Origin of the sequence: Neisseria maigaei (assembly GCF_958267405.1) — a bacterium.
GTDB classification, from domain to species: Bacteria; Pseudomonadota; Gammaproteobacteria; order Burkholderiales; family Neisseriaceae; genus Neisseria; species Neisseria bergeri.
In genome coordinates this window covers 31,847-46,288 of sequence record NZ_CATQFT010000006.1, presented here as the reverse complement: position 1 = coordinate 46,288, position 14,442 = coordinate 31,847, and the positions used below count along the sequence as shown (strand labels likewise).

Below are 14,442 nucleotides of genomic sequence, written 5' to 3'. Positions count from 1 at the left end.
TAAACAGCAAACCGCCCGAACAGGAATCCAAGCGACCTGCCTGTAAATGATTACAAAACCATGTGCTTCAAGCCGAAACAATGTGAAATCACGCAATATAGTGGATTAAATTTAAACCAGTACGGCGTTGCCTCGCCTTGCCGTACTATTTGTACTGTCTGCGGCTTCGTCGCCTTGTCCTGATTTAAATTTAATCCACTATAATTATTTTTTAGCGTGTAAAACAAAACCGGCTGCATACCTGCAACCGGCCTCAAATCAGCACAATTCCTTATCCAAATCAGCCAACAGGTCTTTCAGACCGTCTCCAATTTCCTGAAGCGTAACCGGACGGTTGCCGTCCGAACCCGATTCCGCACCTTCTGCATACGGCGCAAACGTGCTCTTCAGTTTCAACAGTTTCACCACATCCAAACGGATGTAGCGTTCGCCGCCGTAACCGACAACCACACCGTGATCATGCTGCCATTGCGCAAAACCATAGGGGCTGATTTGCAACAGTCCGCACAACTCGTCCAGCGTGAAATAGCGTTTTGCGGGAACTTTCAAATCAACGTTGTTTGTCATAGTAGTGTTCCACCATGCCTTTGAGTTTCTGGCTGGCATGGAAAGTTACCACGCGGCGGGCGGTAATCGGCACTTCCTCGCCGGTTTTCGGATTACGGCCCGGGCGTTGCGGCTTGTCGCGCAACTGGAAATTTCCGAAACCGGAAATTTTGATTTCTTCGCCGCTTGCCAAAGTGCTGCGGATTTCTTCAAAAAAGAGTTCGACGATTTCTTTGGCATCGTTTTTGGTGACGTTGCTGACTTTGTCTACCAAAATATCGGCCAATTCGGCTTTAGTGAGAGTCATATGATTACCTTCTGTTGTAACAGTTGTGGATTATTACCAATTTTTATTTAAAATTCAAGCGAATATTTATTTTTTAACTGCGAAGCCGCGCCCCTGCCGCCGTTGCCGCGCCAATCAGTTTTCCGATAAGCGGCTCGACCACCTCATCCGTCAGCGTGTTTTCCATATCCTGCAAAATCACTTTGACCGCCACGCTCTTCATCCCTTCGGGCAGTCCCGTGCCGCGATACACGTCAAACACGCTGATTTCCTGTACCAACTTGTTTGCCGCGCCTTTCAAGACAAGCAGCAAATCATCATGGCTCATAGCTTCCGGCATCACAAACGCCAAATCGCGGCGCACCGGCTGGAATTTCGATACGGCCCGATAGCGCGTTTTCCCGCATTCCAACACAGCCGCCATATCGATTTCAAATACCAGCGGCGCTTGCGTCAGGTCGTATTTTTGCAGCCATTTCGGATGCAGTTCGCCGACAAAGCCGATGACTTTGCCGTCTGAAACGATATTGGCGGCGCGTCCGGGATGCAGGGCGGGGTGTCCGGTTTTGACGAACTCGACCGCCTTGTTTTTCAACAGATTTTCCACGTCCGCCTTGATGTCGTAAAAATCCGCGTTGCGCGTTTTTTCACCCCATTGTTCGGGCATTGCCGCGCCGTACCACAGACCGCCGATGCGTTCGTTTTGGACAAACCGGCCGTCTGAACCTTTGCCGAACACGCGGGCGATTTCAAACACGCGCACGCGGCTTTGCTTGCGGTTCAGATTGTTCTGCAGAATTTCCACCAAACCACCGATGAGCGTGGAACGCATCACGGCATACTGCGCCGCCAGCGGATTTTGCAGGCGGATGGGGTTGGCGTTGGCGGCAAAATCGAGTTCCCACTGCTCGTCAACGAAGGCATAGCTGACTACTTCGCGGTAGCCGCGCGCCGCCATTTCGTTGTAAACGGCAAAACGCGGACGGCGTGTTTCGGGCAGTTCCAGCATTTTCAGACGGCCTGACGTGTAATCGTCGGGGATGTTTTCATAGCCGTAAACGCGTCCGATTTCTTCAATCAAATCGGCCTCGATTTCGATGTCGAAACGGAAGCTCGGCGCGGTAACGCGGAAGCCTTCTTCAGTTTTCTCAGGCTGCAAACCCAAGTGTTGCAAAATGGTTTTCACCTGTTCGGCGGAAATGTCCACGCCCAATACGGTTTTCAGACGGTCCAAACGCAATCCGACCTGCTTCGCTTCGGGCAATTCACCCTGCGCTTCCACCATTTCTCCTGCCGCACCGCCGCAAATCTGCAAAACCAATTCGGTGGCGCGTTCGATGGCATCCGCCTGCAAACGGTAATCCACGCCGCGCTCGAAGCGGAACGACGAATCCGAACCGAAACCGTATTGGCGCGATTTGCCGGCGATGATTTCGGGCGCAAACCAAGCCGCTTCCAGCACGATATTTTGCGTGCCGTCTGAAACCGCGCTTGCCGCGCCGCCCATCAGCCCCGCCAAGCTCAACGCACCTTTTTCGTCCGCTACGACCAGCGTGTTTTCAGACAGGGAAACGATTTTCTCGTTCAGACATTCCAGCGTTTCACCTTCGCGCGCACGGCGGATGTGCAGGCTGCCTGAAAGTTTGTCGGCATCAAAAACATGCATCGGCTGACCGATTTCCAGCATCACATAATTGCCAATGTCCACCAGCGCGGAAATACTGCGGATACCGCTGCGATCCAAACGCTGCTTCATCCAATCCGGCGTAGCGGCACGCGCGTTCACGTTTTCAATCACGCGGCTGATAAAGCGGCCACAATCGGCAGGCGCATCAATCTGCACGGGCTGTTTGCGGCTACCCGTGATTGACGCGGGATGGATTGCAGGCTGCTTGAACGCGCAACCCGTCAATGCGGACACTTCGCGCGCAATGCCTTTGATGCTCAGGCAGTCGGCACGGTTAGGCGTGATTTTCAGCGTGAACACCGTGTCGTCCAAATCCAGATATTCGCGGATGTTTGCACCGACGGGTGCGTCTTCAGGCAAAATGTGCAGGCCGTTCACGCCGTCGTCGGGCAGTCCGAGTTCGTCAGTGGAACACAACATCCCGTTCGACACCACACCGCGCATTTTAGTCGGCTTGATTTTGAAATTGCCCGGCAACACCGCACCCGGCAGCGAACACGGCACTTTGATACCCGCTTTCACATTCGGCGCACCGCACACAATCTGCACCAACTCACCCGTACCCGCATCGACTCGGGTAACGTTCAAACGGTCGGCATCCGGATGTTTTTCAACGGATTTCACTTCGGCAATCACCACGCCCGCAAACGCAGGCGCGGCAGTCTCGACCTCTTCCACTTCCAAGCCGGACATGGTTAACAGATGTTCCAGCTTATCGGCGGAAAGTTCGGTATCGGCTTGGGTTTTCAGCCATGAGTAGGAGAATTGCATGTTATGTTCTCAATTAACTAATTAACTTTAGATTTTCAAGAGCTAGCTAAACCTTTTTGAATGGCTAAGTCCCTATTAATTACTTCTACAGAAATGTTCCATAAAGAAATCAACCGCAAAGTATCTTTCTTATTAAATTCTTGCTTTATTAATTCATTCAATTGCCCAAGATAATTAAGAGGCACATCCGGGATAACCAGTAATAATTTGATTTCTATGCTACCCCATTGCAAATTTGAAAAAGCACTAGGCATAATTGTTTCTTTGATATCTTCTCTGCCTAATATTCCCAAAATTTCAACATTTAATGCATTACACCATTTTTGATAAATCTCTGAAATATATTCATCAAAATGCTCAGGAGATTTTTCTTGATTTGGAATACTTTGTTTTGCCTCAACAAATAACAAATTATCTTCTTGCAGATAGATAAACTCTACTGTCTTAATACCTTCTTGCCTTCTCTTCCGGATATATGGTTCTATATAAAACAGGTTATTTTTTACTAGATTAAAAGTTATACCTGATTCAGTGAGATTTATTATTTCACTCATAAAAACCTAACCAATCCATGCTGTTTCCGGAGATAAAACACCTATTTCTTCTCTGAACAATCGAATAGACTCACCAATAATTTCATTATCCGGCATGCTATTTTGTAAATTTTCCTGCACCCAAGTAGTCTGTTCCTTTTCTTTTCCAGGCATAAAAACAGGAATACTTTCACTATGCTTTCTAGCTAATAAACACAGCTTCTTGATAACAAAATATGAATGCGTACTCATAAAAATCTGTATTCCCAATTTGGATTTAGATAAGGAAAACAGAATTTCTAGAAATTGATTAATTGCTTTCGGATGTAGATTAGCTTCTGGCTCATCAATAAATAAGATTGATCCAGGACTCAAAAACCGATTTCCTAATAGAGTGTCTAATATCCCAATCTTTTTTACCCCCTCTGCTGTAGAATTGATAGAGAAAGTTTGTCTATCTTTTTCATATACCCATGCCTTCTTTTTATCATTGTAGCTAACATAACCGCCAAACAATGCTTCTAGATCCTTTCTAGCTTCCGCTGCCTCAGGGTAATTCCTCCCTTTTGTTGGTTTAATATCCAATGCTTTTACCAAATCAATGTAAGTAGCATCAAAACCAAATCTCTTTTCTTCCTCTGATTTTTTAATTACATCAAATAGTGATAGAACTTCTTTGGGTGGTAAAAAAATAGAGTTAGCGTTTATTCTGGGAGAAAGTTCGTATAGCTCCGGTTTAATTAGCTTTTTGGTAGTTCTACCAAAAGAAAACAAAACTGAAGAACTATCTTCCAAAGTCATACTTAACTTAAGAGGCCGTTCGTTTGGATTTTCTTTTCCTCTTGTAACTAAATCACCGATTTCCTCTACTTGGAACGTCCAATATAGCTTATCTCGCAATTCCTCAGAAAAATCACGAATATTCTTTCCTTTATGAGCTTCCTCATGACTTTTTAAAACACTATATAATGCCTTTAAAATAAAAGTTTTCCCTTTGCTATTTTCTGCAATAATTAAATTTATTTTCCCTAAATTATCAGCCTTCAATAAGCTAATCGGCCCGAAATTTTCAAGCTCAAATGATTTAATCATATAATCCCCCTAATATATATCAACAATATTTGTACAAGCCACATTGTAAAAAGACAGCAACCACAGCACCATAGTAAACGCATAGCAGGCGGATAATGGAGCGACATAGCGTTTCATGATTTAGCTTCCTGAGGTAGGCACAGGCTGCTTTTTTCATTTTTAGGCAGCCTACACAATCATTTCGCAAACTGCTTCAAAAAATTCAAATCGTTATCAAAAAACAGTCGCAAATCGCTCACGTTGTAACGCAGCATAGCGAAACGGTCGAGACCGATACCGAAAGCGAAACCGGTGTATTTTTCGGGATCGATATTCACATTTCTCAACACGTTGGGATGTACCATGCCGCAGCCGCCGACTTCCAGCCATTTGCCGTTTTCGCCCATAATGTCGATTTCGGCAGACGGTTCGGTGAATGGGAAGAAAGACGGGCGGAAACGCACTTGCAAATCATCGCGTTCAAAAAAGCGGCGGATAAAGTCGGTGAACACGGCTTTCAAATCGGCGAAGGTTACGCCCTCTTCTACCCACAAACCTTCCGCCTGATGGAACATAGGCGAGTGCGTGGCATCGCTGTCCACACGGTAAACGCGGCCGGGGGCGATAATGCGGATGGGCGGCTCTTTTTTGTCAAGCATATAGCGGATTTGAATCGGGGAAGTGTGCGTACGCAAAACATCGCCGTTTTCAACGTAAAACGTATCCTGCATGGCGCGGGCAGGATGGTTTGCAGGGATGTTCAGGGCTTGGAAATTGTGGAAATCGTCTTCGATTTCAGGCCCATCCGCCACTTCAAAACCCATTCCGTGAAAGAGTTCGACCACACGTTGCAAGGTCAGGGTTACGGGATGCAGGCTGCCGCCTTCCTGAGCGCGTCCGGGCAGGGTAATGTCAAGGGCTTCGGCGGCAAGTCGGGCTTGCAACTTGGCTTCGTTGAGGGCATCGCGCTTATCGTTAAAGGCCGTCTGAAACCGGTTTTTGCACTCATTGATATGCGCGCCTATGGTTTTGCGCTCTTCAGGCGACATTTGACCCAAAGTTTTCAGAAGCCCGGTCAATTCGCCGGTTTTACCGAGATAGCGTGCTTTAATTTGTTCTAATGTATTGAAATCTTGCGCAGCTTCTACTGCGGCAATGCCTTCTGCAACGATACGGTTTACATTTTCCATAATATCAAGTCTGTCAATTAATGATATGCCACCTGAAACAATGAGGCCGCCTGTATAGCCTGACATATCAGACTCTTCAGACGACCTTATTTTCTTCACGGTCAATCCATTGGATAAATTTTCTGTATTTTAACGCAAATTTATTTAAAAAAATAGACTTTAAAGAAAGAAAATCAATCACATAGAATTTCTGCAAACAAAGAAAAAAGGAAGCCGCAGCTTCCTTTTCAATTTTTTGGATTAAGCAACCAAAGCAGCTTTGGCTTTTTCAACCAATTGTGCAAAAGCGGCTTTATCGAACACGGCCAAATCAGCCAATACTTTGCGGTCGATTTCGATAGAGGCGCGTTTCAGACCGTTCATAAATTTGCTGTAAGACAAACCGTTTTCACGCGCACCTGCATTGATACGGACAATCCACAATTGACGGAATTGGCGTTTGCGTTGGCGGCGGTCACGGTATGCGTATTGACCGGCTTTCATTACCGCCTGCTTGGCAACGCGGTAAACGTTTTTACGACGACCGCGATAGCCTTTGGCTAACGCGAAGATTTTTTGGTGACGGGCACGGGCGGTTACACCGCGTTTTACGCGTGGCATATTCTAAACTCCTTAAGCGTAGGGTAACATTTTAGCAACAGAAGCCAAATCGTGATCGTTTACCATAGAGGTACCGCGCAGTTGGCGTTTGTTTTTGGTGGTCTTTTTAGTCAAGATGTGGCGTTTGAACGCATGAGCGCGTTTCACACCGCCGTTACCCAGTACTTTAAAGCGTTTTTTCGCGCTAGACTTGGTTTTCATTTTAGGCATGGGAAAACTCCATTCGTTATCGGATAAGGCATTAGGGGGTTTTAAAACATCGGTTTCAAACACTTGAACCCACAATGCCACGGTTTTTTGCCGCAATTGAAAACTTACTCCGAAGCGGCAATCGGAGTAAGCGGAGAATTATAGCTTTATTTTTTCTTAGGCGCAATCATCATCACCATTTGGCGGCCTTCCATTTTAGGGAAGGACTCGATTTGTGCCACTTCAGCCAAATCCTCTTTTACGCGTTCCAAAAGTTGCGCGCCGAGTTGCTGGTGGGCCATTTCACGGCCTCGGAAACGCAATGTCACTTTGACTTTATCGCCGTCGGCAAGGAAGCGGTTGATGTTGCGCATCTTGATTTGATAATCGCCCTCATCTGTACCCGGACGGAATTTGATTTCCTTAATTTGCACCTGCTTTTGGTTTTTCTTGGCTTCGTCGCGTTTCTTGGCCTGCTGGTATTTATATTTACCGTAATCCATCAGTTTGCATACGGGCGGTTTAGCAGTTGGGGAAATCTCTACCAAATCGACATCCTGCCCTTCGGCCATAGCCAAAGCTTCACGAACTGAAACGACACCAAGCTGTTCGCCTGACTCACTGATTAATCGCACTTCTTTGGCGGTAATTTCACCATTGATTCGTGCTTCGCGTTCTTGAGCGATGATGAATACTCCTATAAAAATTAATGATTGACGAGGGCATCAGTGATTTCTTGCTGCAATTGTGCAACAAAATCATCTACATTCAAAGAACCCAAGTCTTCTGCTTTGCGGCGTACCGCAACTTTGTTTTCTTGTTTCTCTTTATCGCCGACAACGATTTGATAAGGAAAACGGTATTGGCTGTTGTCGCGGATTTTGTAACCGATTTTCTCGTTACGCAAATCCAATTCGACACGGAATCCTGCCGCCTGCAATTTGGCAGCCAGTTCACGGCAATAATCTGCCTGATTTTCGGTGATGTTCATAATCACCATTTGAACCGGTGCAAGCCACAATGGGAATGAGCCTGCATGGTTTTCAATCAGAATACCGATAAATCGTTCCAAAGAACCTAAAATGGCGCGGTGCAACATTACAGGGCGAGCGCGACCGTTGTTTTCGGTGACATATTCTGCATCCAAGCGTTCCGGCAAGACGAAATCTAGTTGCAATGTACCGCATTGCCAAGAACGACCCAAGGCATCTTTGACGTGATATTCGATTTTAGGCCCGTAAAACGCACCCTCGCCCGGCAATTCGCCCCATTCTACGCCGCAAGCAGCCAATGCCTCGCGCAAACCCTGCTCTGCCTTATCCCACACGTCGTCTGAACCTGCGCGTTGTTCAGGGCGGAGGGACAGCTTCACAGCAACATCATGGAAGCCGAATTGTTTGTAAATGCGAACCAGCAATTCATTGAATGCACGAGCCTCGCTGACGATTTGGTCTTCGGTACAGAAGATATGTGCATCATCCTGCACAAAACCGCGAACACGCATCAGACCATGTAATGCACCGCTTGGTTCATTACGGTGGCAAGAACCGAATTCCGCCAAACGCATCGGCAAATCGCGATATGAGCGCAAGCCGTTATTAAAAATCTGAACATGACCCGGACAGTTCATCGGTTTAACCGCGTATTCGCGTTTTTCTGAACTGGTCACGAACATATTGTCTTTATAGTTTTCCCAGTGGCCAGATTTTTCCCAGAAGGTTTTATCCATAATCTGAGGTGTTTTCACCTCTTTATAACCGGCAGCATTCAGCTCTTTACGCATATGCTGCTCAATCACTTGCCACAAAGCCCAGCCTTTAGGATGCCAGAACACCATGCCCGGTGCTTCATCTTGCAGGTGGAACAAATCCAATTGTTTACCCAGCTTACGGTGGTCGCGTTTTTCCGCCTCCTCGATGCGTTGGATATAGGCTTTCAATTCGTCTTTACTTGCCCAAGCCGTACCGTAAACACGTTGCAACATTTCATTGTTGCTGTCGCCGCGCCAGTATGCGCCTGCCAGCTTGGTCAGCTTGAAGTTTTTCAGGAAACGGGTGTTCGGAACGTGCGGACCGCGGCACATATCGACATATTCCTGATGATGATACATCCCCATCGCTTCCACTTCGGGCATATCGTCAATCAGGCGTAGTTTGTATTCTTCGCCGCGCTCTTGAAAAATTTTAATCGCCTCTGCACGCGAGGTCATGATTTTGACCACATCATAATCTTGTGCAATCAATTCTTTCATACGTGCTTCGATGGCGGCAACATCTTCGGGCGTAAACGGTTTTTCCGTAGCAATATCGTAATAAAAGCCCTCTTCGATGACGGGGCCGATAACCATTTTTGCATTCGGATAAAGCTGCTTGACTGCGTGACCGACAAGGTGGGCGCAAGAGTGGCGGATGATTTCAACGCCTTCGCGATCTTTCGGGGTAATGATTTGGACACTTGAATCTTCGGTAATCGGATCGCACACATCGACCAGTTTGCCGTTTACCTTACCTGCCACTGCCGACTTCGCCAAACCGGCACCGATAGACGCAGCAATTTGAGCCACGGTAACGGGGGATTCGTATTGGCGGACTGAGCCGTCCGGCAAGGTAATATTCAACATCAAACGCTCCGAAAGATTAAAAAATAACGGCATAAATGCCGTTATGGGAATTTGGTAGGCACGATTGGATTCGAACCAACGACCCCCACCATGTCAAGGTGGTGCTCTAACCAACTGAGCTACGTGCCTTCAAAGAATTTTTGCATTTTATCGGGTCGTTTTAATTTTTGCAAGAGGTATGTGCATTTCTTTATGCAACATTGTGGAAAGATTTGGGGATGCCGTCTGAAAAACCGTGGGAAATCATTTATAATGCCGTCTTTTAAAATATATTTCGCCCCCTGTCGCCCAACTGACATTCAATCTTATGCTTAAATTTACTTTACACAAAAAAGACGGTCTCGCCCGACGCGGCACGCTGGAGTTGAACCACGGCAAAATCGAAACGCCGGTTTTCATGCCGGTCGGCACATATGGTTCGGTCAAAGCGATGAACCCGCAAAACCTGCACGACATCAAGGCGCAAATTATTTTGGGCAACACTTATCATTTATGGTTGCGTCCGGGTTTGGAGATCATCGAACGCTTTGGAGGGCTTCACGGTTTTATCGGCTGGGACAAACCGATTCTGACCGACTCGGGCGGTTTTCAGGTTTTTTCTTTGTCGGATATGCGCAAGCTGACGGAAGAAGGCTGTACGTTCAAAAGCCCGATCAACGGCGACAAGCTGTTTTTATCGCCTGAAATTTCTATGAAAATCCAAACGGTTTTGAACTCGGACATCGCGATGCAGTTGGACGAATGCACGCCGGGCGAGGCAACGCGCGAACAGGCGCGAAAATCGCTGCAAATGAGCCTGCGCTGGGCGGAACGGAGCAAAAAAGCCTTTGAAGATTTGAAAAACCCGAACGCGCTGTTCGGCATCGTGCAAGGCGCGATGTATGAGGATTTGCGCGAAGAATCTTTGCGCGGTTTGGAACAGTTCGACTTCCCCGGCCTTGCCATCGGCGGACTGTCCGTTGGCGAACCCAAACCCGAAATGTACCGCATGCTGCGCACCGTCGGACCGATGCTGCCCGAACACAAACCGCATTACCTGATGGGCGTAGGCACGCCGGAAGACCTCGTTTACGGCGTGGCGCACGGCATCGATATGTTCGATTGCGTGATGCCCACCCGCAATGCGCGTAACGGCTGGCTGTTTACCCGTTTCGGCGATTTGAAAATCAAAAACGCCAAACACAAGCTCGACAAGCGTCCGATAGACGAAAGCTGCACCTGCTACGCCTGCCAAAACTTCAGCCGTGCCTACCTGCACCATCTGCACCGCGCCGGCGAAATCTTGGGCGCGCAATTGAACACCATCCACAACCTGCATTTCTACCAAGTCATCATGGCGGAAATGCGCGAAGCCGTCGAACAAGGCAAATTTGCCGACTGGCAGGCGCAATTCCACGAAAACCGCGCGCGCGGCACAGACTGACTCTCGGCAATGCCGTCTGAAGCCGCTTCAGACGGCATTTTGTCGATTTACCCTACCCGCACTATTTTTCAGAAACCGATCATGCTTCCATTCCTTCCAGAACCCTCCCTTTCTTATACGCAACAAAACCGTACCGCCGTTTTGCTGTTGAACCTCGGCACGCCCGACGCGCCGACTGCCGGCGCCGTCCGCCCCTACCTCAAATCGTTTTTGTCGGACTTGCGCGTCGTCGAACTGTCCAAATGGCTGTGGCAGCCGGTTTTACGCGGCATCGTATTGCCTTTCCGCGCCAAAAAAAGCGCGCACGCCTATGAAAAAATCTGGTTTAAGGAAGGTTCGCCCCTAGAAGTTTACACAGCACGCCAAGCTGCCGCGCTTGCCGAGCGTATGCCCGACCTCATCGTCCGCCACGCCATGACTTACAGCAATCCTTCGATAGCGGATGTATTGGCGGAACTGAAATCCCAAGGTGTAGGCAGATTACTTGCGATTCCCCTGTATCCGCAATATGCCGCTTCCAGCAGCGGAGCGGCGGTAGATAAAGTATGCGAACAACTGCTGCGCCAACGGAACCAAATGAGCGTCCGCACCGTTTCGCGCTTTTATGACGACGCCGGCTACATTGATGCGATGAAAAACCACATCCTCCGATATTGGGCGGAACACGGGCGCGGGAAAAAACTGATGTTGAGTTTTCACGGCGTACCGCAGAAGCACTACGACCTCGGCGACCCCTATCCCGACGAGTGCCGCCACACCGCCAAACTGCTTGCCGAAGCACTGGAACTGACCGAAGACGAATATACCGTATCATTCCAAAGCCAATTCGGCAGGGCAAAATGGGTTACACCGAGCACGCAGGATTTGTTCGGCAAACTGCCCAAACAGGGGGTAACCGAGCTGGACGTATTCTGCCCGGGCTTTTTGGCAGACTGTTTGGAAACCATGGAAGAAATCGCCCTGATGGGGCGGGAACAGTTTTATGAAGCAGGTGGCAAAAGCTACCGCTACATCCCCTGCCTCAACGACAACCCCGACTGGATAGACGCACTCGTCGCACTTGCCGAAGAAAACCTTGGCGGCTGGCGTTGAAACTGTTTGACCCATGTCTAAAATGCCGTCTGAACGCCGTGTTCAGACGGCATTTTCCCGCTACTTTAGCGTATGATGGCATCTATGCTGGACAGCACATCAAGTGCAAGCTTACTACCGATTCGGCAAAAAAACCTTTCACCCGCTACGCAAAATCAACAACAAGGTTTCAAACATTAAGGAAATGCCAATGAACACAACCCGACTGCCGACCGCCCTCGTCTTGTGCTGCCTCTGCGCCGCCGCTTCTGCCGCCGACAACAGCATCATGACAAAAGGGCAAAAAGTGTACGAATCCAACTGCGTCGCCTGCCACGGCAAAAAAGGCGAAGGTCGCGGAACCATGTTTCCGCCGCTCTACCGCTCCGACTTCATCATGAAAAAACCGCAGGTGTTGCTGCACAGCATGGTCAAAGGCATCAACGGTACAATCAAAGTCAACGGCAAAACCTACAACGGATTCATGCCCGCAACCGCCATCAGCGATGCGGACATTGCCGCCGTCGCCACTTATATCATGAACGCCTTTGACAACGGCGGCGGAAGCGTTACCGAAAAAGACGTAAAACAGGCAAAAGGCAAAAAAAACTAAACAGACAAAATGCCGTCTGAAACCGGCAATCCGGCTTCAGACGGCATTCAAACCAAACCTTTCTAACGCGGTACTTTCAGACCCATAGACCCGATATTGCCGTCCCCGTCAACCTCCTTCGCGGTCAGCATAAAGCCGCCGATGTCAATACGGTCGCCCTCGACCGGCTCCTGACTGTCGGAACGCTTATCGAAAAGCTCGGCAAGGCTCAAATCCTCTTCGCCCGCTTCCAGCTTCAAACCGTAAGCAAGTGCCAAATCGCCCGAACGTGCTGCCGGCGAAACGACAAACTCGCCGAAGAAATCAAAATTCTCACGGACGCCGATACCCGTCTCGGTAAAGTATTTCGCCATTTTATCGACCTTGCCGTCGGGCAGGATGTACCACGCCAAATCCTCCGCCTGAAGCACGGTGTCGGACTGCATTTCGATTCGGCTGCCGTTGCGTATCAATGCGAAACAGCGTGCGTCAAACGAATCGGAAATCGGTTCGACCGTATCGGGATGGTGTCCCTCCGCTTCAGATTCGGCAACCACTTTAAACGCCGACATTCTGACAATTTCCTTTTCCGCCAGCCAAATATCATGCGTATCTTTCGGTTCGGGCTTGTTGGGCATGGCAACCTTCAACAGCCGCGCCATCACAGGAATCGTCGTTCCCTGAATCAGCAGCGACAGCACCACCACGGCAAACGCCACATCAAACAGCAGGTGCGAATTGGGAACGCCCGTCACCAACGGCATCATCGCCAGCGAAATCGGTACGGCTCCGCGCAAGCCCAACCAACTGATATACGCCTTTTCACGCAGGCTGTAATTGAATTTCCACAAACCGCCGAACACTGCCAGCGGACGCGCGACCAGCATCAGGAACGCCGCAATCGCCAAGGCTTCCGCCGCCCTGTCCAACACGCCGGCGGGAGAAACCAGCAGACCGAGCATGACGAACAGGGTTGCCTGTGCCAGCCAAGCCAAACTGTCCATCACGCGCAAAACGTGTTCCGTCGCACGGTTGCGCTGGTTGCCGACAATGATGCCGGCAAGGTAAACCGCCAAAAAGCCGCTGCCGCCTATGGTATTGGTAAACGCAAACACAAGCAGCCCGCCCGACATAATCATCAGCGCGTACAGACCTTCCGCAAGATTCAGACGGCGTACCAGCTTTGCCAATATCTTTCCGCCCGCCCAACCCGTCAGCAGACCGAAACCGATTTGCAGCGCAAGCATCCGGACAAATGCCGCCGCACCCGATTCCGCCGGCTGCATAATCATGGTAATCAGTGCCGTAACCAAAAAAACCGCCATCGGGTCGTTCGCACCCGATTCGATTTCCAAAGTCGCCTGCACCCGTTCGTTCAAACGCACGCCGCTGTTGCGCAAAAGGCTGAATACCGCGCCGGCATCGGTCGAACCGACAATCGCCGCCATCAGCACGCCGAACTTCCAATCCAAACCGAGGTAAAAAGTTGCAAACAGTCCCAGCGGAAGCACGGTGGCAAACACGCCCCACGAAGCGAGTACCGACGCGGGCTTCAACGCAATCCGGAAACTGGAAAGCTGCGTCCGCAAACCGCCGTCGAGCAGAATAACCGCCAAAGCAAGCTGGCTGATGAAATTCGCCATCACGACATTATTGAAGGCAATGCCGCCAACGCCTTCCTCGCCCGCCAGCATGCCGACGGCAAGAAACACCAGCAGCAAAGGCATTCCCAAACGTGCGGACAAAGTGGTCGAAACCACGCTCAGGAACAACAGTGCGCCACCCAGCAGAAACAGACTGTTCATCCAATCCACGCCAAAGATTCTCCCTTAAAATTCATGAAATTAAAATCGAAAGATTGTA

The 14,442-nt window shown here is 49.3% G+C and carries 14 protein-coding genes, 1 tRNA gene and 1 pseudogene; 3 read left to right on the top strand and 13 right to left on the bottom strand.

Features of this window, described 5'->3' with window-relative positions:
• Positions 1-62 precede the first annotated feature (62 nt).
• The 12 genes and pseudogenes from Q3O06_RS03240 to Q3O06_RS03185 all read right to left on the bottom strand — a co-directional run.
• A pseudogene (locus Q3O06_RS03240) lies at positions 63-221 on the bottom strand (IS5/IS1182 family transposase); the annotation flags it as partial.
• Between the two features lie 37 nt (positions 222-258).
• The gene (locus Q3O06_RS03235) at positions 259-567 is read right to left on the bottom strand and encodes a hypothetical protein (RefSeq protein ID WP_301817677.1); all 309 of its coding nucleotides are present in this window, start codon (positions 565-567) and stop codon (positions 259-261) included.
• Complete coding sequence (locus tag Q3O06_RS03230) at positions 551-853, bottom strand: integration host factor subunit alpha (RefSeq protein ID WP_003687686.1); 303 nt, start codon at positions 851-853, stop codon at positions 551-553. Before Q3O06_RS03230 ends, Q3O06_RS03235 begins: the two co-directional genes overlap by 17 nt.
• 73 nt (positions 854-926) lie before the next feature.
• Positions 927-3,290 carry a phenylalanine--tRNA ligase subunit beta gene (pheT, locus tag Q3O06_RS03225; RefSeq protein ID WP_301817674.1) on the bottom strand — a complete coding sequence of 788 codons (2,364 nt, stop codon included), beginning with the start codon at positions 3,288-3,290 and terminating at the stop codon, positions 927-929.
• Between the two features lie 35 nt (positions 3,291-3,325).
• Positions 3,326-3,844, bottom strand: a complete 519-nt coding sequence (locus Q3O06_RS03220; RefSeq protein ID WP_301817672.1) for a hypothetical protein — start codon at positions 3,842-3,844, stop codon at positions 3,326-3,328.
• 6 nt (positions 3,845-3,850) lie between these two features.
• Positions 3,851-4,915: an AAA family ATPase gene (locus Q3O06_RS03215; RefSeq protein ID WP_002229220.1), complete on the bottom strand. Its 1,065-nt coding sequence runs from the start codon at positions 4,913-4,915 to the stop codon at positions 3,851-3,853.
• A gap of 176 nt (positions 4,916-5,091) precedes the next feature.
• The gene (gene pheS / locus Q3O06_RS03210) at positions 5,092-6,084 is read right to left on the bottom strand and encodes a phenylalanine--tRNA ligase subunit alpha (protein ID WP_301817671.1); all 993 of its coding nucleotides are present in this window, start codon (positions 6,082-6,084) and stop codon (positions 5,092-5,094) included.
• 240 nt (positions 6,085-6,324) lie between these two features.
• On the bottom strand, positions 6,325-6,684 hold the full coding sequence (gene rplT, locus Q3O06_RS03205) for a 50S ribosomal protein L20 (protein WP_107918888.1): 360 nt from the start codon (positions 6,682-6,684) through the stop codon (positions 6,325-6,327).
• A 12-nt stretch (positions 6,685-6,696) separates the two neighbouring features.
• Positions 6,697-6,894, bottom strand: a complete 198-nt coding sequence (gene rpmI / locus Q3O06_RS03200) for a 50S ribosomal protein L35 (RefSeq protein WP_301817668.1) — start codon at positions 6,892-6,894, stop codon at positions 6,697-6,699.
• Between the two features lie 146 nt (positions 6,895-7,040).
• Positions 7,041-7,562, bottom strand: a complete 522-nt coding sequence (infC, locus tag Q3O06_RS03195) for a translation initiation factor IF-3 (RefSeq protein ID WP_010951024.1) — start codon at positions 7,560-7,562, stop codon at positions 7,041-7,043.
• Between the two features lie 17 nt (positions 7,563-7,579).
• The gene (gene thrS / locus Q3O06_RS03190; protein ID WP_301817665.1) at positions 7,580-9,493 is read right to left on the bottom strand and encodes a threonine--tRNA ligase; all 1,914 of its coding nucleotides are present in this window, start codon (positions 9,491-9,493) and stop codon (positions 7,580-7,582) included.
• A 52-nt stretch (positions 9,494-9,545) separates the two neighbouring features.
• A tRNA-Val gene (locus Q3O06_RS03185) sits at positions 9,546-9,622 on the bottom strand.
• Between the two features lie 178 nt (positions 9,623-9,800).
• Between Q3O06_RS03185 and tgt the strand changes: the two genes are divergently transcribed.
• The 3 genes from tgt (at position 9,801) to Q3O06_RS03170 (ending at position 12,600) form a co-directional block, all read left to right on the top strand.
• Positions 9,801-10,916, top strand: a complete 1,116-nt coding sequence (gene tgt, locus Q3O06_RS03180; protein WP_301817663.1) for a tRNA guanosine(34) transglycosylase Tgt — start codon at positions 9,801-9,803, stop codon at positions 10,914-10,916.
• 9 nt (positions 10,917-10,925) lie between these two features.
• Positions 10,926-12,008: a ferrochelatase gene (gene hemH / locus Q3O06_RS03175; RefSeq protein ID WP_301817661.1), complete on the top strand. Its 1,083-nt coding sequence runs from the start codon at positions 10,926-10,928 to the stop codon at positions 12,006-12,008.
• Positions 12,009-12,198: 190 nt separating this feature from the next.
• The gene (locus tag Q3O06_RS03170) at positions 12,199-12,600 is read left to right on the top strand and encodes a c-type cytochrome (RefSeq protein ID WP_308446887.1); all 402 of its coding nucleotides are present in this window, start codon (positions 12,199-12,201) and stop codon (positions 12,598-12,600) included.
• Positions 12,601-12,662: 62 nt separating this feature from the next.
• Here the strand turns inward: Q3O06_RS03170 and Q3O06_RS03165 are convergent, their stop codons facing one another.
• On the bottom strand, positions 12,663-14,384 hold the full coding sequence (locus Q3O06_RS03165; protein WP_301817660.1) for a potassium/proton antiporter: 1,722 nt from the start codon (positions 14,382-14,384) through the stop codon (positions 12,663-12,665).
• Between the last annotated feature and the right edge of the window lie 58 nt (positions 14,385-14,442).

Bases quoted from the DNA above. Each gene is read 5' to 3' on its own strand.
- Q3O06_RS03235 (WP_301817677.1), bottom strand. From the start codon at position 567: ATGACAAACAACGTTGATTTGAAAGTTCCCGCAAAACGCTATTTCACG.
- Q3O06_RS03230 (WP_003687686.1), bottom strand. From the start codon at position 853: ATGACTCTCACTAAAGCCGAATTGGCCGATATTTTGGTAGACAAAGTC.
- pheT (WP_301817674.1), bottom strand. From the start codon at position 3,290: ATGCAATTCTCCTACTCATGGCTGAAAACCCAAGCCGATACCGAACTT.
- Q3O06_RS03220 (WP_301817672.1), bottom strand. From the start codon at position 3,844: ATGAGTGAAATAATAAATCTCACTGAATCAGGTATAACTTTTAATCTA.
- Q3O06_RS03215 (WP_002229220.1), bottom strand. From the start codon at position 4,915: ATGATTAAATCATTTGAGCTTGAAAATTTCGGGCCGATTAGCTTATTG.
- pheS (WP_301817671.1), bottom strand. From the start codon at position 6,084: ATGGAAAATGTAAACCGTATCGTTGCAGAAGGCATTGCCGCAGTAGAA.
- rplT (WP_107918888.1), bottom strand. From the start codon at position 6,684: ATGCCACGCGTAAAACGCGGTGTAACCGCCCGTGCCCGTCACCAAAAA.
- rpmI (WP_301817668.1), bottom strand. From the start codon at position 6,894: ATGCCTAAAATGAAAACCAAGTCTAGCGCGAAAAAACGCTTTAAAGTA.
- thrS (WP_301817665.1), bottom strand. From the start codon at position 9,493: ATGTTGAATATTACCTTGCCGGACGGCTCAGTCCGCCAATACGAATCC.
- tgt (WP_301817663.1), top strand. From the start codon at position 9,801: ATGCTTAAATTTACTTTACACAAAAAAGACGGTCTCGCCCGACGCGGC.
- hemH (WP_301817661.1), top strand. From the start codon at position 10,926: ATGCCGTCTGAAGCCGCTTCAGACGGCATTTTGTCGATTTACCCTACC.
- Q3O06_RS03170 (WP_308446887.1), top strand. From the start codon at position 12,199: ATGAACACAACCCGACTGCCGACCGCCCTCGTCTTGTGCTGCCTCTGC.
- Q3O06_RS03165 (WP_301817660.1), bottom strand. From the start codon at position 14,384: ATGAACAGTCTGTTTCTGCTGGGTGGCGCACTGTTGTTCCTGAGCGTG.